Here is a 22,750-nt window from a genome sequence, read left to right as displayed (position 1 = left end):
ACTATACAATTTTCTATCTAAAAAAATTAGGGGGAAAAACTTTTTTTTTAGAGATAATGGCATGAGAGTTTATTCATTTAATCTAGAAATAATGAAAAAGTAATTGATTATTGCAGGATTCAATTTACAATAAAACTAACAAAATAATAACACTTGTTAGGTGGTGATGAAAGATGATAAAAACTTGCTGGAAAAACCTTCCATTGCTTTTATCTTTTGTTCCTTATGTGCATTTCGCCTTACTGCTTGATTTTCGTTACCATTCCGTAAGCGGGTTCATCACATTGATATTTTTATCTCTTTTTGCTGGATATTATTTTCAAAGGAACAGGCGTATTATATCTTTATTCATTGCCAATATTATATCTACTGTCACTTCCTATTTATTTTGCGCCAATTTTACTGAATGGCGTTACTTCTATCATCCTTTAAAACCGACCCAGCTGATCTTGCTTCTTGCAGGTATTTACTTAGTTCCACAAATCCTTGGGTCGTTATGGGCGGTAGCCTTATCTTATAAAAAAGCTCGGCATCCATAAAAACAAACCATATATGTACAAAGAGAAGCTACTTTCTTCTTTTTATACACATATGGTTTTCTTATAGCTCATGTAGAAAAATTTTCTTGATGATGATTTTATCCATCAACTGAGATTGACTGTTTTGCTCTCCTATGATTTCAGCTATGATTGTCCGATTTTGCGGTTTTCTTCTTAACTGGTAGTTGATTTTCCCAGTTTCCATCAACTCGCTAAGCATATCCACGACTCCGCCAAATCCGGTCTTTTTCGTAATAAAACCTAGTGCTACCATTCGTTCATCTAGATTTTTTGCTGTAATCGTCACACCAGTAATGAGCGAGTGCTGTAATGTTTGGGCCAGCTCTTCCATCCCTTCAGCATTGGATACGACGGAAGCTGTTTTGTTAATAGGTTCTTCGTTTATTTCTTTTGGTTCTTTCCTCTCCACTTTCACTGTTTGACGAAGGACATCTAGTTCTTGCAAGAGCGTTTCGTATTGTTCTTGGGTCAGCATCACGCCAGCTACTTTTTCACGATTAAATATATATACGCCAGTTCCCGCGTCTCGCGCTTGAGCAAATACATCCATCGGCGATCGTTTCACTTCTGTGATCGAAGATGTGGGAACTTCTAATTTCTTTAATTCCAATGGATTTCCTCCTTTACTAATCGCTTTTTATTATAGCACAGACTGACTTGTTTTGATCTTTTTTCCAAAGGTTTTATCGGTTTTTGCCTAACCAGTAATTGATATCGGTAAGAAGTCTTTCGATACCAAATGAAGGATGGTACAGATACGTTTTTTGATCTTCGTTATGGTCTAGTGGAAAAAAATGATCGGTGATCACTAGATCTGCATACCGAGGCGGCTTATTTCGAGTACATACATGTATAGAGATCCGTTTTCGATGTCTTAGCGTTTTGTTCAGTACCCCGGCAAGTCTTCTTGCTTCTTGGTGTTCATAGCGAAAAAAAAAGACGATTTTCACTTCAGGAGGGTGGACATCTAAATACCCTCGTTCCTGGAGTGTTTTCAGTAAAAGCATCCCCCACTCTACTGCGGGGTGTGCAAGAGCTTGTTGGATCGCTAGCCGAAATTGATATAGTTTATCTTTGGAATTGGGAAATTTTTCTAATGTTTCCTGATAATAACGAACTTCTTCTTCTACCAGCCGGTCATGGATACCAATTACGTAACGAAGCCATTCTTGGTAAAGTACTTTTGTCAGCTTTGATTTGTTTTCGCTCTCAAATTCGCTATTCAGCCAAAACAGCGAATCAAGCTTTTCAGTCACAATCGTCAATTTCCGATAGTCTTGTGTCTCTTCTATCCGTTTCCACCGCTTTTCAGTAATCTGGTTACAGCTCAAGCGCAAAATTGCTAGATAATTTTTTTCTTTTATTGGCAAAATCTGCTCCTCTCTAAATAGCAATTCAGGAAACAATTCAAAGAATAGTGTTCGACTGTCTCCTAAAATCTCGATTTCTGCCGGATCCTTTCTTTGCTTCAATAATTGGATGAACATCTCAGAAAAGGACTGCTCTCCATCATCTGCAAAAAAATGCGGAAAATCTTTCAAAAAGCAAAACAGCAGATATCTTACTTTTCTTTCTGAACCAAAGATCTGTGCTTTTTTATAAGAAAAAGAAAGGTGGTACTCGCCAAACCACTTTCTCAATCGCTCTTGCGTAGAACGATCGTACTTCTGCTCGTAAGGTTCATTCAATAGCAGATTTTTCAGTAAACAAAACGGGGGTGATTGGATCAGAAAAACAAATAGGAGGTAAGGTTCGCTATATCCTTGATCATAAACTAACTGAACGGTTTTCTTATGAAGAATCAGCTGGATGGGACAGTCGCTTTCCGCCAAACGTTTCAGATGCCGATCCACTGTTTTAACATCGATTTTCAGTTCTTCAGCTAAATCAGCTTTTCGCCAGATCAAATCTTTCATTAGATTGATTAGTGAAAATAAATTCTGTGCATTTTTTGATAATAGTTTTTGCCATCTCATCGATCATTTCTCACCTGATTTCTAAACATATTGTTTGATCAAAATGGGTTCACTCCTAAAAAGATAAAAAACTCCCTTTCTATTTATTTAAATACGCAAATTTTCCTCATTATTTTTTATTTTACTCAATTTAATCGTATTCTCATTTCAAAACGAATGTACTTTAAAAAAACATAATAAAATCACTTTGCTTGTAGGATGTATCCCCTTCCATTACAATGAAATAAATAGCGATTTTATGAGAAGGTGATGTGAAAATGGAAGAAAAAATCGAAAAATCCAAACAAAAAATTGATCAGTTGATACAAGAATTAGAAAAAGCGGTCATCGGCAAACGTTCAACTATCCAATTGATGATCGTGGCCCTATTAGCAGGTGGTCATGTCTTATTCGAAGATATTCCCGGTGTAGGTAAAACGTTATTGGTCAAAGCACTAGCAAAAGCTGTACAGGGAACCTTCAGCAGAGTCCAATGTACTCCTGATCTGCTGCCTAGTGATATTCTTGGTTTTTCCGTATACAATTCACAATCAAAAGAGTTTGAATTTCGTCCAGGACCGATCTTTACCACGATCTTGTTGGCAGATGAGATCAATCGTACGACTCCTCGTACTCAGTCAGCACTTTTAGAAGCAATGGCCGAGAATCATGCAACGATCGACAACAATACATACCCTCTAGACAATCATTTTTTTGTCTTAGCTACGCAAAATCCAATCGAGTACGAAGGAACATATCCTTTGCCGGAAGCACAGCTCGATCGTTTTTTATTCCGACTACAAATCGGTTATCCTTCTTTTGATGACGAACTTTTGCTACTTTTAGATAAATTCGAAAAAGTGTTGGATAACTTAAATGAAGTATTGAACAGTTATGAAATAGAAGAAATAAAAACAAATGTGGCGAATGTCTTTGTCAGTCCCGAAGTGGCATATTATGCCTTGCAGTTAGTGTCAGCAACAAGAAGCCATGCTGCCATCCAGCTTGGCATCAGTCCACGAGGAAGCCTTTCCTTTATTCAGGCAGCAAAAGCTTATGCTTTAATCCATGGGAGAAATTACGTCACGCCCAAAGATTTGCAGGATTTAGTTCCTTACGTGTTTTCCCATCGCCTGATTTTTTACGATCGTTCATTGAAGGAAGACGAAAAGAAACAAATCATTCATACTCTTGTTGCACAAATTCCTATTCCTGTGAGGTAGATTGAGGTAGATAATGGAAAAAATCAAAGATTATTTCATTAATTTTGTGTTATTTCTGGTATATTTCATCATTGTGCTTTTTGCTCTTGTATTCAACAATTCTTTAGGCTGGTTCTTGTTGGCCTTTTTTACTCTTTATGTATCATGGAGCTTGATTTCATTAAGCAGCTTTCTAAAGAAACTTTCGGTTACTTGTATATTGCAGCCACTCGTTTATCGCAAAAAAAGTATGCAGGTTATTTTTTCCATAGCAAAAAAGAGAACTTTTTCTTTACCTCTCCCTCGTTTACAAATCGGCTTCCCAGCAATCTTTGCAGAAAAAAAACAAGAGATTTTGATTCTTACAAATAAACCGCAAGAAGTCCAATTGCTTTGGCAGCCAAAAGAAAGAGGATGCCATGAAACATTAACAGTCATTTTTACAGCCTATGATAGTCTAGGACTTTTCAGAAAAAGTGCAAAAAGAGAGATCTCTTTTCCTGTGACTGTTCTGCCTGCTTTTTGTAAGATTCAAGCAGAAAAATTGCAGAGAGTTCTGAAAAAAAAACAGCAGCTGAACGCATACCAAAGAGGTCTTGATTTTCGGGAACATCGCGCTTATCGTCCAGGTGATTCTTTCAACCGAATCGATTGGAAATTGTCTGCTCATACTCAAGAGTGGTTATACCGTGAATACGATTATCAAGAAGAAGAATGTTCTCCTCTTCTTTGCTTTTGGGGTTCGCCCAGTCCAAAATTTGAACCTCTGCTAGACTTGTGTTTTTCTTTATGGCATTTGAGAAAAGAAAAGCAGCCGGAACTTCTGATATTAGGCAACCGCGCCTTTCATGGCAAAGACCCCGGTCATACCTATTTTGCTTCTTTGGAAGCTGGCGATGAGAAAGCTTTTTTAGCACACTTGAAAAAATATGCAAAAAAACAAATCGTTCTCTTTGTTCCTGAGAATTCTCCTGAAGTCTCAGAAGCTATTGAAACATTGTCAAAAGATCGAACGGTTTATCTTGTTTATTTCGTAGAAAAACAACTCATGGTCCAAGAAAAAGACAAGATATGTTCATTGCCAGGAGGTGAATGGATTGACGATTAAATGGGAAAAATGGCTGCGTGGCGTTTACTCCTTTGTGATACTAAGTGTAGGTGCTCCGATATTTGTAGTAGCTAATCAATTGCAAAACAGCTACCTTTTTATCCTAACTATTGGTGTCCTATGCCTTATTGTCTGCTGTATTCCTAAAAAATGGGTACGTTTGCTGCTTTCTTTGCCAGTAATGATAGGTTGTTTGTTTTTATATTTTCCTTCGAAGACATTTTCCTTATTATGGATCTTACAGTTTTTTTCGTCAGTCACAGAGGAATTCTTCCATCTATCCCAAGGTAAACTTTATTATTTGCCAGAAAAGACAGCTTTTTTTCTCATAATGTTGCTGATCTATTTATTTATTACATTGACCGTGGATTACGACTATTGGTACGCACCCTTTCTTTCTTTGATGGCTTACTTCATGATGCTTACCGTTTTTCGGGAAAAAGATTTACTGTACGAAATGATTGCGGTAGTAACTGTTTTGTTCGTGTATCTGGCAGCAAGGCAATTTTTCTCCATCCGGTTGTTGTCGGGAAACACTCGATTCCAATCATTGACTACAGTTCTGCTTATTTGTTTCTTAACTTTTAGCGCTATCTTGCCTTTATATCTTCCGAAAGTACACCAATCTCTCGAGGAAACGAGTGAACCGATCCGAGAATATCTTAATGATGAAGGGCTTTATGATACACTCCATGAGTATCAATTAACCGGAAGTGCAAGAACAGGCTTCAGTGAGAATGATGAACAGCTTGGTGGACCTTTATATGATAATGGCGAAGTTGTTTTTACAGCGAACCAAAAAGGAAATGGCTATTGGAAGATCGAAAATAAAAATCATTACACCGGTTCTGGATGGATAGAAGATCAGGACGCACCCATCCAACCAATCCAAGAATTCCCTGTTGACATCACGAGCTACCAAACCGTTATGGAAGACAAAGAAAACATTACATTGACCCTAAAAAAACAAGCTTTCTTACCTTATCCTTATGGAAATACTACCTTGACTGATTTTTCATTAGCTAGTGGACAAACGCTTTACTATTTGCCTGAAAGCCAGCGATTCATTCCTGTCCCGAATGAATCGACACGTTCTGCAACTTTACAAACAGAAAGGTTAGTTTTTACGAGAGAAGAATTAAAAAGCAGTCAGTTAAAAGCTGATGATTTAGAAAATCAGCAGACAAATCTTCAATTGCCAAAAAGTTTGCCTAAACGTATTGAGGACTTGGCGGTCGAATTGACCAAAAATGAAGGAACTTTAATTCGTAAAGTCGAAGCTGTCGAACAGTATTTAAAAACAAGCGGAAATTTCCGCTATTCCAAAACGGATACCGGACATACTCCGAAAGAACACGATTATGTGGATTATTTCCTCTTTGATTCAAAAGTCGGCTATTGTGACAACTTTTCAACTTCTATGGTCGTCCTTCTTCGAACACTTGGTATCCCAGCTCGCTGGACAAAAGGTTTTACAAATGGGCTCAGAACAGGCACAGATAATCAAGGGAATGAGGAATACAGCATTCTCAATAGTCATGCTCATTCTTGGCCAGAGGTATACTTTCCTGGATTTGGCTGGCTTCCATTTGAACCAACCCCTTCATTTGCCAATCCAATGGGTTCACAACCAGTTGCTGAAACAACCGAAACCGTCCAGCCTGCTATCGAACAACCAAATGAAAGCGAAAATATGGCAGAAACTATTTCCAGTGAGAGATCTGAGGTCATTCCATCAGAAGAAACAACACTCACACCAGCTTATAAAATCGTCTTATTCAGCCTTGGGGTGTGTTTATCCGTCTTGTTGTTCTTTCTATTGTTATTCAGAAAATCTCTGCGCTGGACAAGTTATCTTATCTATCTTCATTTTTTTGCTTCTACTAATACGATTGCATATCAAAAACTTCTTAACCATTTGGAAACATTGGTACCGCGCAAACCCGCAGAATCTTTGCAGGAATATAGCCTGCGAATAGAACAAGAATTCAAGCTAGATCTGCGTTTCATTCGATTAACTACTCAATATGAAGCAGAAATATATGGACGACAAGCAGATCCGGTAAAATTCGATAAAAAAACCTATTTAGAAATTACGCATATAATAAGAAAAACGGTATACAAAAAAGTTCTGACAAAAGGGAGCCACTTCAAAAAATAAGATAAAATTTCTGGAGAATCTACTTCTGGAATGCCGAGAACCAGCTGATTGAGTATCGATTATTCGAAAAAAAGGTTGTGACACGTTTTTTGTCACAACCTTTTTTCATTATTATTTGATTTTCAATGTCAAAGCATTTAGAGCTACAACTACCGTACTTAACGACATCAAGACAGCACCAACTGCTGGACTTAATATGATACCAATTGGCGCAAGAATTCCGGCTGCTAGCGGGATTGCAAGAATATTGTAACCTGCCCCCCACCAGAGGTTCTGGATCATTTTCTTTCGCGTTTGCTTGGCTAGATCAAGGAAATGCAAAATATCTTTTGGATCGCTGTTTGTCAATACGACATCCGCAGAATCGATTGCGATATCTGTCCCTGCACCGATTGCCATCCCGATTGAAGCACGGGCTAAACTTGGCGCATCATTGATCCCATCACCCACCATGATTACTTTTTTCCCTTGGTCAAGGTATTTCTGGACAACAGCTTCTTTATCATCTGGTAATAAACCGCCATAATATTCTTCGATCCCTAAATAATCTGCTACTGCTTGGGCAGCGTTTTTATTGTCACCAGTAAGCATGACAGGAGTGATTTTTCTTTCTTTCAATGTTCGGATAAATTCTTTTGCTTCTGTTTTTACTACGTCACCTAAAGCAACGATTGCAGCTAGATGATTTTCTAAAATCAGGAAGCTGATGGTATTTCCTTGTTCTTGGTAAGGTTTCAGTAATGCTTGTTCTACGTTTAATCCGAGACGCTCAACTTCTTTTTCATTAACTATTTTCACTTGTTGGTTTTTGACTGTTGCCTCTAGCCCAACTCCTGAAAGATTTTTTAGATTTTCGGCTTGATAAGGCTTGATTTCATGTTCTTTCAAATAATTCATAATGCCAACAGCCAATGGATGATTGGCATTCGCTTCCAATGCTCCTAAATATTGAAGGATTTCATTTTTATTGAACGCATCATCAAGTACTTCGACACCCGTTACAGTAAATTTTCCTTCTGTTAATGTTCCTGTTTTGTCCAGCATGATCACATCTAGATCATTAGCTTGCTCCAGTGCATTGCGGTTTTTCAAAAGTAATCCGTTTTTAGCTGCTATTGATGTAGAGCGAGCAACAACTAATGGGATAGCTAAACCTAGAGCATGAGGACAGGCGATGATAAAGACTGTTACCATACGTTCTAATGCATTAGGAAGATCTGTCAAGAACAACCAGGCGATGAATGCCAGGATACCCACAATTAATGCGACATAAAACAGCCATTTTGCCACTTTGTCAGATAATGACTCTAGCTTGGATTTTTCTCCTTGTGCTTTTCGCACCATTTCCATAACCTTCGCTAGATAACCATTTTCACCAGTTCCAGTTACTTCGATTTCGATCGTTCCATCCCCATTGATAGAACCGCCAATCACTTTGTCATTGGCTTGTTTTTTGATTCCTCTTGATTCGCCAGTCACAGCTGATTCGTCAACAATTGTTTCACCTTTCAAGATTACACCATCTGTTGGCATTTTATCACCAGACCGGACGATCAAACGATCACCTTCGTTTACTTCTTTCAATGAAACTGTCTCTTCTTTTCCATCTTTCGTCAAGCGTTTCACTGATTCTGGCAGTAATTCTGCTAGTTTTTGTAAAGCATTGCTGGCATTCGACACAGCATTCATTTCAATCCAGTGACCTAGTAGCATAATAACGATCAAAGTAGCTAATTCCCAGAAGAAATCCATGACGTGCGTATGAGGATTGATCAGATTCGCGATAAACGAATAGACACTATAAATATATGCAACTGTAATCCCCATCGCGATCAGCGTCATCATAGCAGGACTTTTTTGTTTCAATTCCATTTTTGCCCCGCTTAAAAATGGTTGTCCGCCATAGATAAACAGTATAGTTGCTAAGATCAGTACGAGCCAATCAGAACCAGGAAACGTTACTTGAAATGGAAATTCCATTCCCATCATTGGTGAAAAAAGAATGATTGGGATAGCTAGGATAAGCGATAGCCAAAATTTTTGCTTGAAATTCCCCATGTGCATGGAATGATCCATGCCGCCGTGTTCGTGATCCATGTGCATCGAATGGTCCATTTGTTTGCTGTTTGCTATATCTCCATGGTTATGTCCCATGTGCATGGAATGGTCCATCTGGCTATGGTCATGCTTCATCTCCATCTGTTTTTCAGGAGATTCTGTACTTTCTTTGTTTACTACTTCTTTTTTATGTTCATGTTTTTTCTCCATATCGTTCCCATTCATTTTTACTCCATCCCTTCTCTTACTTTTTCATGTGTCGATTTAAGCTCAGGGAATTCAACAATACACTGACGGAACTAAACGCCATCGCTCCTCCTGCAATGATTGGATTCAAAAAGCCTAGTGCGGCAAAAGGAATACCAATCGTATTATAGACAAAAGCCCAGAAAAGATTTTGTTTGATTTTTCTCAATGTCACCCTGGACAACTCGATTGTTTGTGCAATGGATGCCAAACTGCTACTCATCAGCGTCACATCGGCTGTTTCCATCGCGATATCCGTTCCACTTCCCATTGCCATACCGACATCAGCTAATGCTAAGGCCGGTGCATCATTGATTCCATCGCCTGCCATACCGACTTTTTTGCCATCTTTCTGAAGTTTTTCTACGTAGGCTGCTTTATCTTCTGGAAGTACTTCAGCAAAGATATGCTTTGGATCAATACCAACTTGTTTACCAATCGTTTCGGCTGCCAGTTTGTTGTCTCCTGTCAGCATAAAAACATCTAATCCTTTATTCTGGAGCTGCTTGATTGCTTGTTTGGCTTCTAGTTTGATTTGATCAGCCACGGCAATCAACCCGATCACTTGCTTTTCATCAGCTAAAAACATGACTGTTTTTCCCTGCTGTTCTAATTCTAACGCGTGTTCTTGGTATTCATCAAATGATAGGTTCAATTCAATTAATCGTTTACGTGTACCCGCAAAATAGCGTACTCCGTTAATCGTACCGCTGATTCCAGCACCTGGGTGAGCTGTAAAATCAATCATATCGTATGTTGCTGCTTCTTGCAGTTTTCCGTATTCCACGATTGCTTTACCTAGTGGATGTTCAGAGGCTTGTTCTAAAGTATAAAAAATAGATAGGACTTCTTTAGAACCGACTAGATCTGTAACTTTGGGCTTTCCTTCTGTAATCGTTCCAGTTTTATCCAAAACAATGCTGTCTAAGTGAGCAGCTGCTTCTAATGCTTCTCCGCCTTTAATTAAGATTCCGTTTCGTGCGCCAACACCCGTACCTACCATAATAGCTGTTGGAGTCGCTAAACCTAATGCACATGGACACGCAATGACTAATACAGAGACACTATGGATCAATGCGAGTTGCCAATCACCAGTGATCAAACCTGTAGCTATGAGCGTGATAAACGCGATGACTAATACGATCGGAACAAAAATCCCTGAGATCCGATCTGCGATTTTTTGGATTGGGGCTTTGCTCCCTTGAGCATCTTCCACCATTTGAATGATTTGCGCTAATACTGTCTGCTTGCCGACTTGTGTGACTTCCATGTGTAGCAGACCATTCGTATTGATTGTCCCGCCAAAAAGCGTGTCATCCGGATTCTTTTCTACAGGAAGATTTTCACCAGTAAGCATACTTTCATCTATCGCACTGCTTCCTGAAATAATTCGACCATCTGCTGGAATCTGCTCACCAGGACGGATGACTAGTTGATCACCAACGACTACTTCTTCAATCGCTAACGTTTCTTCTTTCCCGTTTCTTATCACTTGGGCGGTTTTTGTTTGAAGAGACATCAATTGTTTGATTGCATTACCTGTTTTCGTTTTTGCTGTATGTTCCAAATATTTGCCGAGCAAAATCAGCGTGATGATCATACTGCTGCTTTCAAAATAAAGATCTTGGGGGTGTCCACGGAAAAATCCGTTGTAAATGCTCAATGCAAAGGCAGCCGATGTTCCAATTGCTACTAATACATCCATATTTGGTGCTTTCGTCTTGATTGCATGGTACGCACCTTTATAAAAACGAGCACCGACATAAAATTGGACAGGAGCAGACAGCACTAACTGGACGATTGGAAAATGAAAAAAGTGAACAATCGCCGCATGGCTTCCTAACATCATAGCAATCATTGACAACATCAACGGCAAAGTCAAAACCGTACTCAATATAAGATCGAATAGCATTTTTTTCAAATACGCTTGCTTTTCTTCTGCAATTTTTTGTTTGTGGGCTTCATCGTACAAAATTGCACCATAACCGATGTTTTCTACGCTTTGGATTAATTTTTCAGTGGTCGTCCCTTCATATTTGACACTTGCTTTTTCAGTGGCCAAGTTGACTGTGGCATTGACCACACCAGGTTGTCCGTTCAGCTCTTTTTCGATCCTAGCAGAACAATTTGCACAAGTCATACCTGTAATGACGAACGTATCCATTTTGGTTGCTGCTGTTGCCATCAAATCACCTCTGCTTTATAACCCAATCCATTGATTGCTTGACAAATCTTTTCGGATTGAACTTTTGTTTCATCAAACTTGACCGTACCGTTTGCTTTTTTCAAATTTACTTTCACTTTTTGCACGCCGTCAAGTGCGCTTACTGTTTCTTCTACTCTTGCTGCACAATGATTGCAGCTCATACCTTCGATTGAAAATTGTTGTTTCATTTTTTCTTCCTCCTATTGATGTTGTTTACATTCACATTGACCTGGGATACAGTTACATTCGATCGTATCTACTGGTTGCTTTTGTTCCAGTTGTTTCAAAATCTCATTGATATCTTCTTGAGTCAAAGTGGCTTCTTCTACTAGATCCGCAATCGTCTCTCCAATCCTTTTTGCACAGATATGGGAAAAAAGATTTTCCGTCGCACTGCGAACTGTTTCCATCTCCGAGACAGCTGGATGATAAATGAATTTTTTTCCTTCTTGTTCTGTCCAGATCACTTCTTTTTTTACCAAACGTCCCAGCAAAGTTTTGATCGTTGCTGGTTTCCAATCCATCGAATCAGCTAAGATCTGCGTGATTTCTTGGGCTGTCGTCTGTCCAAGTGTCCAAATAACACGCATGATCTCCCACTCTGAATCACTGATCTTTACTGGCGTTTTGACTTTTTCCATTTATTTCACACCTTTCGTTTACAAATGTAATCATTAGCTTATGAATATAGATTACACTTGTAAACAAAAACTGTCAATTATTTTTGCTCTCTATTTTCAATTTAGTTAAAAATTCTTGTTTCTCTCGTCTTGTTTTAAGGATGATCAGTTTATTTCTTGCATTAGCTACTTGGATCAGCTGCTGTATTTTTGGTTCATTGTTTTCTTCAAAATGCCAGATAAAAGATAAAAATTCTAAGTATTCCCTGTTTAGTTTCTCCGAAAATGATTCAGGCATATCTGGCCGAGATTTTTTGTTTATCTTTCTTTTTAGAGAACGCCAAACTACTCGGTAGATGGCGAGATAACGTGGCACTTTAAGCCAAATGATCTTATCTGTTTCTTTAATCCTTTCCTCTAATGTAGAAGTATAATTTCCTTCAACGATCCATGACGGATTAGATACCATAAACAATTGCTGTTCTTGCAAAAACCACTTTTTTGCCTGAATACTGTAGTCTGTTGTATGCCATAAAAGGTCTAGCGGCAGTAGCGGAAAGCCGGTGATTTCTTTGATCTTCCTTGCGAGGGACGATTTTCCCGACCCACTTTGTCCAATCACGATGATCTTCATTCTTCTCCCTCACTTCTCTTTGGAATTTGGTTCGATTATACCACTTATAACGCCGCAAAAAAACAAGGGACTGTGACAAAAATCGTGTCAAAGTCCCTTGTTTCGAATAAATGGTGTTCAATCAGCTGACCTTCAGCATTAGCTCAAAAAACGGCAAAATATGAGGAGCTATTTTTCCGTTTGTTTCTCTAATACTCAGTCAAACCGCTGATTTTACAACCTCTTCCTTAAACGGTGTTCTCCTGCCAACACCTCGGTCACAAGTCACAATAGTCAACAAACATGAGAAGTTGTTTTTTGAAATTGCTCCTTGTGACTCGGAGTTAAACGGCAGGCTCACTACCTCTTTCTTAAACGGTGTTCAAAAGCTTGCATCTGCGGTAATAAGCCCAGCCAAACGAAAAATATGAGGGGCTATTTTTGTTTGGCTGTTCTTATTACTTGATGCAGGACAGCTTTTTCACAACCTCTGATTCACGGTGTTCCAGAAGTAGCTTCTGCGAAAAACAAGCCGAAACTTCACAAAAATATGAGAAGCAATTTTCGTACATTCCTTCTTATTTCTTGAAGCTGACCACTTCTGTCACAACCTCTTGTAACAAGTATTTCTATTTTAAGGCTGAACCACTGTTTCTGGTTCAGTGATTTCTTTGTTTTTGTCTCGACGAGCAATTGCTGGCAAGATCATACCTAATAAGATCAAGACGATTGGTGTGATGATATTCGTGAATAATTGGAACCACCATGCTTTAGGATCAGCAGTATAATCTACTTTTGGCACCATTCCTAGGATACATGCAAACGCAGTGAAGGCAAAGCACCAAGCACCAAAGATAAAACCGATTTTTGGATTTTTAACAAATTTATATTCAGAATTGAATTTCTTATAAGCTTTATTCAACATCATATATGCCAAGAACACCCATAGGTAACGCATTGGCATGACAACTGAGTTCAAGTTCGTCAACCATTTTACTAATTCATTCATATCTTTGATACCAAAAATCGGCAACAAAATAATGATTCCTACTAGTATACCTGTCAGAAGATAACCATTCACCAATGTACCTTTACGATTACGTTTACGTAGCCAGTTTGGTACAAATTCTGGATCCGCATCTGCTAACAAGATTTTTAGTGGTGCATCAATTGAAAAGGCTAATGCGGAGATTTGTCCAATCATGTTTGTCAATGCGTAAATGATCATCAATGAGTTACCGATACCATAGTAATTACCTAAAATTTGAAAAGCACTGTATGCCCCATTTGCCATCAAGTCTTTAGGAATATTATCGCTAGCAAACAGCATACCCATTGCGACTGAGCCTAATACAGCACAAATCCCTACCATTGCTGCTAAGAAGATCATCCCTTTAGGAAATTCCTTTGCAGGATTTCTTGTAGAGTTGACATAAGGGGATATTTTTTCCGCCCCTCCAACTGCAAATACTAGCATCGAAACGGTTGTGAAATAACTGAAATCAAATGTTGGAATATATGTTTTCACTTGATTCATATGTGGTGTGGCAAATTCCATCGTTGGATTGATGAACGGTGCCGTTACAGCTAAAAGAATAAATAAGATCGACATGACGAACATCGCTGTTCCGGCCAGTCCGCCAATCACTTTCAAAGTAGAAAGTCCTTTTGTTGATAAATATAAAAAGGCAAGAAATATAATAAGTGAAATAACTGCTACCATTTGTACTGACATCGTATTTACGATATTTCCATTTCCTTGGACTGCCCAACCACCAGCAATCAGAATTGCTTGAGGCTTTTGTGCCAAATAAGGAATATGGACGACCCAGTAAGTCCAAGCGGCATAGTATGCCAGTCGTTTATTAGATGTCGTATTTTCGACCCATGAACTGACGCCTCCTTTACTATCCTTGAAGGCTGATCCTAATTGTCCAACGATCAATGCGTATGGAATAAAATAAATGGCCAAAATCAATAGCCAAGAGGTTACAACTGATACTCCTTGCTGAGCATAGTTATTAACTACATTCCCCATGCCCCAAACCATGTTAAATGCAATTAACGCAACAGTAAACCAGCGTAATTGTTTGTTGTTCATTCGTTCTCTCCTTTATGATAAAAATTTGTTATCCAGATGTAATCATATTCAATTTTTAACAAACTTACAAGACAGTGTTATTTTATGTGTGTATTCTTTTATTTAATACACATCGTTTTTTCATATTTTTTCCATCAAAAAAATAAGTTATTTTCTTTTATTTCATTGACCTTATTGAATTTCAAGCTATTTTGAATTTTCTGTAAAATTAAAAACATTGGTTATTTTATAATTCTATCTATTTTCTTTACATTTTTCATTAAGAAAAGGATATAAAAAAAAGAGGACGTTCATTCGTCCTCTTCATTGATCAACGTTTATTTTTTACATGCAAGCTTCGCATGGCATTCAAAACAGCTAATACTGTCACCCCAACATCTGCAAATACTGCATCTCCCATTGATGCAAAACCAAAAGCACCTAAGGCAAGTACCAAAATTTTTATCCCAATAGCAAAGACAATGTTCTGTTTGACGATTTTCAATGTTTTCTTTGCTAAATGGATTGCTTCTGCAATCTTCGATGGTTGATCATTCATGATGACTACATCTGCTGCTTCAATTGCAGCATCGCTTCCCAATCCACCCATTGCGATCCCTACATCTGCTCTTGCTAGCACCGGTGCATCGTTGATTCCATCTCCGACAAATGCGGTCTTTTTATTGTTTCTTTGTAAGATTTCCTCTAACCGCTGCACTTTATCTTCTGGAAGCAATTCGCTATATATCTTGTCCACGCCTACTTGCTTCCCAATATGATCAGCAATTTTTTTCGAGTCGCCCGTCAACATGACTGTGTTCTTCACACCAGCCTGTTTTAATTGAACCAATGCGTCTACGGCATCTTCTTTCAAGGTATCTGCAATAACAAGATAACCACTGTAACTTTGATCGATCGCTAAATAAAGCAAAGTACCGATTTCTTGACTTGAAGGAAAAGAGATTTCAAATCTTTCCATCAATTTGTGATTACCTGCTAATACTTGTTTGCCATCAACTTCAGCTAAGATCCCTTCACCTGCAAATTCTTGGATATTAGTTGTTGGTAAAAGCGGACCTGCGTAGCCTTCTAAAACAGATTGAGCAATCGGATGTGTAGAAAACTGTTCTGCACTTGCAACATATTGCATAAATTTCTTTGGATCAATTCCTGTTGGATCGATCGTCTGGATCGAAAAGTCGCCTTTCGTTAATGTGCCAGTTTTATCGAATACCACTGTCTCAGTTTGTGCAAGCAACTCCAAGTAATTTGAACCTTTTACTAATACACCGATTTTACTTGCTCCTCCGATACCGCCAAAGAAACTAAGTGGCACGGAAATCACTAATGCACATGGACATGAGATCACTAAAAATGTCAATGCTCGATAGATCCATTCAGAAAACGCCGCTCCAGAAACTATTGGAGGTAAAACAGCCAATAAGACGGCCAGCCCTACAACGACTGGTGTATAATATCGCGCAAATTTGGTAATGAAATTTTCAGCTGGTGCTTTTTTGCTGCTGGCATTTTCTACTAATTCTAATAATTTGCTGATAGTAGAATTTTCATAAGATTTTTCTACTTGAACTAAAAATGGTTTATTTTTATTGATAAATCCGCTTAATACTGTTTCACCAACATATACAGATTTAGGGACTGATTCTCCTGTAAGTGCTGACGTATCGACTAATGATTCTCCTTCGATGATCGTTCCATCTAACGGTACACGTTCACCAGGCTTCACAAGTACAAACTGACCGATCTGCACATCTTCAGGGTTCACGGTCATCAATCCTTCCGCCGTCTGCACGTGAGCTGTTTCTGGACGGATCGCCATCAATTCGCGAATCGATTTTCTTGAATGACTGACTGCCAATCCTTGGAAATACTCGCCGATTTGATAAAATAGCATCACTGCTACGGCTTCTGGATATTCACCGATCAACATAGCGCCAATCGTAGCAACAGACATAAGAAAATTCTCATCAAAGATTTTTCCTTTGACGATATTCATCACTGCCTTCTTCACTACATCATATCCTATCAGCAGATAAATCAATAAATACCCTATCAAGCGAATTGGTTCATTAAAATCAAATAATAGCAATAAAGCGATACCTGCAAGGGAAAATAAAATCCGGAACAGCGTATTTCTCTCTTTTTCATTTCCATGTTCAGATACTTTTTCCTTATCTATTTCTGTTACTTTGACATCTGGTTCTAATTCCTTCACTACTTTTTTTGTTTCTTGTTCAATCGTAGCCAAATGATCTTCCTCTGCGTCAATCGTTAGTTTTCCAGAAGTGAAGTTTACCGTTGCTTCCTTGACTCCATTGATCTTCTGAACTCCTTTTTCGATTTTCATTGCACAGTTCGCACAATCTAAACCTTCTAATCTGTAACTTTTCATTTTAATGACCTCCTCGCCTCAACATATGAATATCTCTTCATAACTAATTATAAATGAACGGTTATTCATATGTCAAGGTATCCGAAAGAAAAAATGAAAAACATCTGCATCGGAAAATTTCTTCCATACAGATGTTTTGGCTTATTCTTTCTTTTTCTTTTCGATCATTGCCACTGCTCTTATCCAACCCGCACTTGCCTTCTTGATCTTGACAGGATAGCAACTAAGTTTGAAGCCTGTTGCTGGCAATTTGTCTAAATTCATTAATTTTTCGATAGGGCAATATCTTTTTTCAATCCCTGCAAAATGTCCTTCCCAGATATTCGAAGCTCCACTACGCTTTCAAAAATATAGAAAGAGTTCTTTAATGAAAATTATTTCAACTTTCCATAAACAGTAATCCCATATAAATAAAAGACGTAAAAGTCACATGGAAGAACTTATACAGGAGAACGCATAGAGTCAGGTGAAATACATGTATCCCACCTGACTCTATGCGTTATCTAACCTTTATTATTCTCTTTTATACAATTTCTGCACCAAATGGCATCAACGCCAATCGAGCAAGTTTGAAAGATTGCTTGGCAAAAGGTATCCCTATGATCGTGATACATAGAAGGATGCCGCTGACGACATGTGCGAGAGCAATTGGTAGGCCTGAAACGATCAGCCAGATGATATTAACGATCAATGACATGCCAGACTGGTGATAAATTACTTCTTTGCCAAAAGGCGCAAAAGAAAGGGAGGCGATCTTAAAACATTGCATACCGATTGGGATACCTATGATCGTGATACACCAAAGTATCCCCGCTGCTAACCAGCTAAGACCACCGATTAGTCCGCCGAATATAAACCAGATGACATTTCCTAAACAACTCATTGTATTTCTCCTTCTATTACTGTTTTTGATTAAAACTGGGCAAAAAATGATTTTATTCTTCTTTTTTTAGCTTCCAGCATCAAATATTCTGCAAATTTTTTTTGGATTTCTTCCGTATTTTCTTTTGTTACTAATGTGTGTTGGATTAGTTTTCCTGATGGTCGCTGATCCAATCGTTCTTCTGACTGTTGCACGTCCGCTTGCGCAAATCCGATAATCCGTTTTTCTTTTGTTACAGCAACGAGCAATAGTTTATTCTTATCACTTAGGTCAGCTGCCGTTTTTGCTTTTACGAATGATTCTGGATGATCAGTAATCAGCTGATTGATTTGAGGTAGATCTTCTTTTACTGCCCACCGTATTTCCATCATTTTTCACTTTTCTTTCGCTCATTTTTATCTCCACTAAAAAAATCGACTGCGGCAATTGCATCTATCCAGCTTTGTGCAATGATCTCATGTCCGCCAATCGTTGGGTGGACCCCATCTTCTCTTGTATATTTCGAAAAACCATAAGCAATCCCTAAAGCATTGAATATACCATCTAAAGGAACCAGCAATGCGCCATATTCCTTAGCAAGTTTACGAACAATTTGGATTTTAGGGTCTAAGTCTTTACGCCAGCCATGACGGTCGTCGGTTATAGGAAGTACAAACGGCTCCATCAAGATGATGTTGCAGATTTCCGCTGTTTGAAGTTCATTTAGTAATTTTCGATAAACGGATTCAAATTGCTGAGCAGATTTCTCAGTTCCGAATATAGCCTGATCGCTAGTATTATGCCAGGTATCATTGATTCCGATCAAAATCGATACATAGTCAGGTTGTAAAGCTAAACAATCTTCTTGCCAGCGTACTTGCAGATCTGCAATTTTGTCTCCTCCTATCCCACGGTTCATGCATTCAAATTCCATCGTTGGATATTGGGAGATTAGTTTTCCGGCAATCAAAAGTGGATAACCTTTACCTAGATCAGTTGATTCTGCTCGGTCTCTTCCTGCGTCTGTAATGCTATCACCGATAAATAATATACGTTTTTTCATTTGTCAAAAACTCCTTTTTGAATAAAACGATGATTTTCTTCCTTATATTATCCCATAAGCCCTATCAAGACGAAAGAGAAAATATATGTATAAAAAATGACACCAGCCTAGTCCCTTCAAACAATTGAATGAACGCTCATCAAGTGTCTAGTTTTTTATGCTATTTTTTTCTTAACGTGCCGGATTCCCCTTGATTCCTTCGTTGTTTGGTCCAGAGAGATCGATCACACCTAAGCTTCCGTCAATCAGACCACTGATGACGCCATCAGAACATATATTTATAGGCTCATCTAAGACTTCTAGTAAATGTCCCTTTACTAATATCTCTTCTAGATTGCTTGGGATAGATTGGTCATAACTTTATCTGGTCCGATGATTTCAAGGGTGAATTGAACTTACATATGGATTATTGCATGCTGAAAATACGGACCTACTCCATCTTCGAATGTTACTATTAGTTTGTTTTCAGGTGCTAGATGCTGCTTTATTTCAACAGCAGAAGCATCATCAAATTAGATTTCCATTTGAATTACCTTCTTTGTAAATGTTTGATTGATTGCGATTTCGTTATAGAATCTTGTGAATCAAATAGCAATTTCTTTTGCTTTCTTCTCTTGTCTGCTGGAAACTTCCTTTATCCCGTATTTAAAAAAAGAACTGCGAGAGTTCGCAGTTCTTTTTTTTTTAATAAACGTTGCTCTCCGGCCAACTCCTCGGTCACAAGTCACAATAGTCATCAAACATGAAAAACTGTTTTTTGAAATTACTCCTTGTGACTCGGAGCTGAACGGCAGGCGCACAACCTCTTGATATAAACGGTGTTCAAAAGCCAGTTTCTCGGTATTAAGCCAAATTTATGCAAAAATGTGGAAAGCCATTTCCGCAAAATTTTTCTTAATACTCGAAACTAAACAGCTTTTTCACAACCTCTCCACTAAACGGTATTCAAAAGCTTACATCTGCGGTAATAAGTCCCGCCAATTCAAAAACATGAACAGCTGTTTTTGCTTGGCTGTTCTAATTACTTGATGCAGAACAGCTTTTTCATCACCTCTTATGGATAAATTCGGTTCAACAAACGTGGGAATGGAATAGCTTCACGCACATGGTCGATACCAGCAATCCAAGTGACTGTTCGTTCAAGGCCTAGACCAAAACCAGAGTGCGGAACAGAACCGTATTTACGTAGATCAAGATACCATGAATATTCTTTTTCATCCAAACCGTGATTACGGATTTGTTCTAGCAAGAAATCATAGTCTGTTGCCCGTTCGCTTCCGCCAATAATTTCACCGTAACCTTCTGGTGCGATCATATCTGCACAGATCACCACGTCTTCTCTTGTTGGATGTGGTTTCATGTAGAATGGCTTGATGGCTTTTGGATAGTTTAGGATAAAGACAGGCTGTTCGAATGAATTCGCAATGAACGTTTCATGAGGTGAACCAAAGTCTTCGCCCCATTCGATGTCATCAAATCCATTTTTCTTCAGTAATTCGATCGCATCATCATAAGTAATACGAGGGAATGGCAATTTTGTATAAGTTTTTAAGACTTCTTTGTCTCGTCCTAGTACATCTAATGCATATTCGCAATGATCTAAAACATTTTGTACTAAGAATGCTACATATTGTTCCTGTACTTCTAAACTTTCTTCTTGATGAGTGAAAGCCATTTCTGGTTCGATCATCCAGAATTCGATCAAATGACGTCGTGTTTTTGATTTTTCAGCACGGAAAGTCGGACCGAATGAAAAGACTTTTCCGAAAGCCATAGCAGCAGCTTCCATGTATAATTGGCCACTTTGAGATAAATAAGCTTTTTGATCAAAGTAATTTGTTTCGAATAGATCCGTAGTGCCTTCTGGTGCAGAACCAGTCAAGATCGGCGGATCGATTTTGACAAAATGATGTTGATTAAAGAATTCATACGTTGCACGAATGATTTCATTTCTGATCTGCATAATCGCATGTTGTCTTGAAGAACGAAGCCATAAATGACGATGATCCATCAAGAAATCTGTTCCGTGTTCTTTTGGTGTGATCGGATAATCGTGGCTCTCGCTTACCACTTCCACATTTGTAATTCCGATTTCATAACCAAATTTTGAACGACTGTCTTCACGGATTTCTCCAGTTACTAACACGGATGTTTCTTGGTGTAGATTTTTAGCTGTTTGGAAAACTTCTTCCGACACTTCGCTTTTTACAACTACACCTTGGAAAAAGGCTGTTCCGTCTCTTAATTGTAAAAATGCGATTTTTCCGCTTGATCGCTTATTTGCGACCCAAGCGCCGATTGTTACTGTTTCTCCCACATGGTTTTTCGAATCGATGATTTGAATTTGTTCCACGTATGACTCTCCTTTTATATTCCTTGAATTTCTTCAGGATTAATTTTGACTTTTACTCTCAATAAATTGCTTGATTCTGCGTACCGCTTCTTCTAACGTAGCGCGATCAGTAGCATAACTCATGCGGACATTTTCTGGTGCCCCAAAGCCTTCGCCAGTCACAAGCGCTACCCCCGTTTCTTCTAAAAGATCTTCTACCCATTGTGTGACATTTTCATATTTACACATGCGTAGCGTTTCTTTTACATTAGGAAAAAGATAAAAAGCTCCTTGTGGCTTTTCAAGAGAAACACCCGGCAGTTCTGCCACAAGCGGATATAACGTATTCAGGCGTTCTTCAAAGGCGTTCCGCATTTCTTCCACTGTATCTTGCTCGCCTTTCAATGCTTCAACAGCTGCATATTGACTGACTGCTGTCGGATTACTGGTTGACTGGGAAGCAACAGCGATCATTCCATTGATGATCACAGGATTTCCCACCGCATAACCAATGCGCCAGCCTGTCATCGCATATGTTTTAGACACGCCGTTGATGATGATGGTCTGATTTTTGATTGCTTCTGAAATCGTTGCAATTGGAGTAAACTCATTGCCATTATAAACTAAACGACCATAAATATCATCAGCAACTATCAAAATATCATTTTTTACTGCCCATTCACCGATTGCCTGAAGTTCATTCTTGCTATAAATCATTCCAGTCGGATTCGATGGAGAATTGATGATTACGGCTTTTGTTTTTTCTGAACGTGCTTGTTCTAGCTGTTCAACAGTAACTTTCCAGCTATTGGATTCTTCCCCTTTCACAAAGACAGGAAGTCCTTCTGCCAGTTTTACTTGCTCACCGTAACTGACCCAGTAAGGTACAGGAATGATGACTTCATCTTGCGGGTCAAGGATCGTTTGGAAAAGGGTATACAAAGCAAATTTCGCTCCGTCTGTTACGACTGTTTGTGAAGGTTCATAGACAAGTCCATAGTTTTTCTTCAGATAATCAACGATTGCCTGTCGAAGCTCTGGGATTCCTGCTGTTGGTGTATAATAGCTAGCTTTCCCGTTGCGGATTGCTTCGATTGCTGCTTCTTGGATGTTTTCTGGTGTCGCAAAATCCGGTTCTCCCACAGTCAAACTCAGCACATCTCTGCCTTTTGCTTTTAATGCCTTGGCCTTTGCCGCAGCTGCCAAAGTGACAGACGGTTCTAATCGTTTTGTTCTTTTTGATAACTCCATCCCATTCATTCCTTTACCTT

Annotated in this window: 19 protein-coding genes; 4 read left to right on the top strand and 15 right to left on the bottom strand. The window is 38.6% G+C overall.

Going from position 1 to position 22,750, the window contains the following annotated elements; all coding sequences use genetic code 11:
- The first annotated feature begins 173 nt into the window (after window positions 1-173).
- Complete coding sequence (locus OS139_RS03870) at window positions 174-539, top strand: hypothetical protein (RefSeq protein WP_002289810.1); 366 nt, start codon at window positions 174-176, stop codon at window positions 537-539.
- Window positions 540-600: 61 nt separating this feature from the next.
- On the opposite strand, the gene OS139_RS03865 is transcribed toward OS139_RS03870, so the two are convergent.
- Together OS139_RS03865 and OS139_RS03860 are read right to left on the bottom strand one after the other, a co-directional pair.
- Window positions 601-1,170 (bottom strand): prevent-host-death protein, encoded by a 570-nt coding sequence (locus tag OS139_RS03865; protein ID WP_002294835.1) that lies wholly within the window; start codon window positions 1,168-1,170, stop codon window positions 601-603.
- A gap of 73 nt (window positions 1,171-1,243) precedes the next feature.
- The gene (locus OS139_RS03860; protein ID WP_010728246.1) at window positions 1,244-2,536 is read right to left on the bottom strand and encodes a hypothetical protein; all 1,293 of its coding nucleotides are present in this window, start codon (window positions 2,534-2,536) and stop codon (window positions 1,244-1,246) included.
- A gap of 257 nt (window positions 2,537-2,793) precedes the next feature.
- Between OS139_RS03860 and OS139_RS03855 the strand changes: the two genes are divergently transcribed.
- The 3 genes from OS139_RS03855 to OS139_RS03845 are packed head-to-tail and all read left to right on the top strand — an operon-like array spanning window position 2,794 to window position 6,986.
- Window positions 2,794-3,738, top strand: coding sequence for an AAA family ATPase (locus OS139_RS03855; RefSeq protein ID WP_002331524.1), 945 nt, complete (start codon window positions 2,794-2,796; stop codon window positions 3,736-3,738).
- Window positions 3,739-3,751: 13 nt separating this feature from the next.
- Complete coding sequence (locus tag OS139_RS03850; RefSeq protein WP_002331525.1) at window positions 3,752-4,825, top strand: DUF58 domain-containing protein; 1,074 nt, start codon at window positions 3,752-3,754, stop codon at window positions 4,823-4,825.
- On the top strand, window positions 4,815-6,986 hold the full coding sequence (locus OS139_RS03845; RefSeq protein ID WP_025481608.1) for a DUF4129 domain-containing transglutaminase family protein: 2,172 nt from the start codon (window positions 4,815-4,817) through the stop codon (window positions 6,984-6,986). Before OS139_RS03850 ends, OS139_RS03845 begins: the two co-directional genes overlap by 11 nt.
- 111 nt (window positions 6,987-7,097) lie before the next feature.
- On the opposite strand, the gene copB is transcribed toward OS139_RS03845, so the two are convergent.
- From copB to OS139_RS03780, 13 genes are all read right to left on the bottom strand, one after another.
- Window positions 7,098-9,269: a copper/silver-translocating P-type ATPase CopB gene (gene copB / locus OS139_RS03840; protein WP_002331527.1), complete on the bottom strand. Its 2,172-nt coding sequence runs from the start codon at window positions 9,267-9,269 to the stop codon at window positions 7,098-7,100.
- Window positions 9,270-9,288: 19 nt separating this feature from the next.
- Window positions 9,289-11,475, bottom strand: a complete 2,187-nt coding sequence (locus OS139_RS03835; RefSeq protein WP_002331528.1) for a heavy metal translocating P-type ATPase — start codon at window positions 11,473-11,475, stop codon at window positions 9,289-9,291.
- On the bottom strand, window positions 11,475-11,684 hold the full coding sequence (gene copZ / locus OS139_RS03830) for a copper chaperone CopZ (RefSeq protein ID WP_002289040.1): 210 nt from the start codon (window positions 11,682-11,684) through the stop codon (window positions 11,475-11,477). Before copZ ends, OS139_RS03835 begins: the two co-directional genes overlap by 1 nt.
- Window positions 11,685-11,696: 12 nt before the next feature.
- Complete coding sequence (locus OS139_RS03825) at window positions 11,697-12,137, bottom strand: CopY/TcrY family copper transport repressor (RefSeq protein WP_002294855.1); 441 nt, start codon at window positions 12,135-12,137, stop codon at window positions 11,697-11,699.
- A gap of 73 nt (window positions 12,138-12,210) precedes the next feature.
- On the bottom strand, window positions 12,211-12,750 hold the full coding sequence (locus OS139_RS03820) for a topology modulation protein (RefSeq protein WP_002306254.1): 540 nt from the start codon (window positions 12,748-12,750) through the stop codon (window positions 12,211-12,213).
- Window positions 12,751-13,363: 613 nt separating this feature from the next.
- On the bottom strand, window positions 13,364-14,830 hold the full coding sequence (locus OS139_RS03815; protein WP_002288779.1) for an APC family permease: 1,467 nt from the start codon (window positions 14,828-14,830) through the stop codon (window positions 13,364-13,366).
- A 310-nt stretch (window positions 14,831-15,140) separates the two neighbouring features.
- Window positions 15,141-17,222 (bottom strand): heavy metal translocating P-type ATPase, encoded by a 2,082-nt coding sequence (locus OS139_RS03810; protein ID WP_002306253.1) that lies wholly within the window; start codon window positions 17,220-17,222, stop codon window positions 15,141-15,143.
- A 141-nt stretch (window positions 17,223-17,363) separates the two neighbouring features.
- Complete coding sequence (locus tag OS139_RS03805) at window positions 17,364-17,486, bottom strand: hypothetical protein (RefSeq protein WP_002294862.1); 123 nt, start codon at window positions 17,484-17,486, stop codon at window positions 17,364-17,366.
- A 259-nt stretch (window positions 17,487-17,745) separates the two neighbouring features.
- Window positions 17,746-18,105: a YccF domain-containing protein gene (locus OS139_RS03800; protein ID WP_002288776.1), complete on the bottom strand. Its 360-nt coding sequence runs from the start codon at window positions 18,103-18,105 to the stop codon at window positions 17,746-17,748.
- A 29-nt stretch (window positions 18,106-18,134) separates the two neighbouring features.
- Window positions 18,135-18,476, bottom strand: coding sequence for a hypothetical protein (locus tag OS139_RS03795; protein ID WP_002331530.1), 342 nt, complete (start codon window positions 18,474-18,476; stop codon window positions 18,135-18,137).
- Complete coding sequence (locus tag OS139_RS03790) at window positions 18,473-19,147, bottom strand: SGNH/GDSL hydrolase family protein (protein ID WP_002306251.1); 675 nt, start codon at window positions 19,145-19,147, stop codon at window positions 18,473-18,475. The genes OS139_RS03795 and OS139_RS03790 overlap by 4 nt, the downstream gene beginning before the upstream one ends.
- Before the next feature lie 1,054 nt (window positions 19,148-20,201).
- A complete protein-coding gene (gene asnS, locus OS139_RS03785) occupies window positions 20,202-21,500 on the bottom strand; it encodes an asparagine--tRNA ligase (RefSeq protein ID WP_002288767.1) in 1,299 nt (432 codons plus the stop codon).
- A gap of 39 nt (window positions 21,501-21,539) precedes the next feature.
- Window positions 21,540-22,730 (bottom strand): pyridoxal phosphate-dependent aminotransferase, encoded by a 1,191-nt coding sequence (locus OS139_RS03780; RefSeq protein WP_002296294.1) that lies wholly within the window; start codon window positions 22,728-22,730, stop codon window positions 21,540-21,542.
- Between the last annotated feature and the right edge of the window lie 20 nt (window positions 22,731-22,750).

Origin of the sequence: Enterococcus sp. E4-223, assembly GCF_035727065.1 — a bacterium.
In the GTDB taxonomy this organism is placed as follows: domain Bacteria; phylum Bacillota; class Bacilli; order Lactobacillales; family Enterococcaceae; genus Enterococcus_B; species Enterococcus_B faecium.
This window is presented reverse-complemented; position numbering and strand designations above follow the sequence as displayed.

Bases quoted from the DNA above. Each gene is read 5' to 3' on its own strand.
- OS139_RS03870 (WP_002289810.1), top strand. From the start codon at position 174: ATGATAAAAACTTGCTGGAAAAACCTTCCATTGCTTTTATCTTTTGTT.
- OS139_RS03860 (WP_010728246.1), bottom strand. From the start codon at position 2,536: ATGAGATGGCAAAAACTATTATCAAAAAATGCACAGAATTTATTTTCA.
- OS139_RS03855 (WP_002331524.1), top strand. From the start codon at position 2,794: ATGGAAGAAAAAATCGAAAAATCCAAACAAAAAATTGATCAGTTGATA.
- OS139_RS03850 (WP_002331525.1), top strand. From the start codon at position 3,752: ATGGAAAAAATCAAAGATTATTTCATTAATTTTGTGTTATTTCTGGTA.
- copB (WP_002331527.1), bottom strand. From the start codon at position 9,269: ATGAATGGGAACGATATGGAGAAAAAACATGAACATAAAAAAGAAGTA.
- OS139_RS03835 (WP_002331528.1), bottom strand. From the start codon at position 11,475: ATGGCAACAGCAGCAACCAAAATGGATACGTTCGTCATTACAGGTATG.
- copZ (WP_002289040.1), bottom strand. From the start codon at position 11,684: ATGAAACAACAATTTTCAATCGAAGGTATGAGCTGCAATCATTGTGCA.
- OS139_RS03825 (WP_002294855.1), bottom strand. From the start codon at position 12,137: ATGGAAAAAGTCAAAACGCCAGTAAAGATCAGTGATTCAGAGTGGGAG.
- OS139_RS03820 (WP_002306254.1), bottom strand. From the start codon at position 12,750: ATGAAGATCATCGTGATTGGACAAAGTGGGTCGGGAAAATCGTCCCTC.
- OS139_RS03815 (WP_002288779.1), bottom strand. From the start codon at position 14,830: ATGAACAACAAACAATTACGCTGGTTTACTGTTGCGTTAATTGCATTT.
- OS139_RS03810 (WP_002306253.1), bottom strand. From the start codon at position 17,222: ATGAAAAGTTACAGATTAGAAGGTTTAGATTGTGCGAACTGTGCAATG.
- OS139_RS03805 (WP_002294862.1), bottom strand. From the start codon at position 17,486: ATGAATTTAGACAAATTGCCAGCAACAGGCTTCAAACTTAGTTGCTAT.
- OS139_RS03800 (WP_002288776.1), bottom strand. From the start codon at position 18,105: ATGAGTTGTTTAGGAAATGTCATCTGGTTTATATTCGGCGGACTAATC.
- OS139_RS03795 (WP_002331530.1), bottom strand. From the start codon at position 18,476: ATGATGGAAATACGGTGGGCAGTAAAAGAAGATCTACCTCAAATCAAT.
- OS139_RS03790 (WP_002306251.1), bottom strand. From the start codon at position 19,147: ATGAAAAAACGTATATTATTTATCGGTGATAGCATTACAGACGCAGGA.
- OS139_RS03780 (WP_002296294.1), bottom strand. From the start codon at position 22,730: ATGGAGTTATCAAAAAGAACAAAACGATTAGAACCGTCTGTCACTTTG.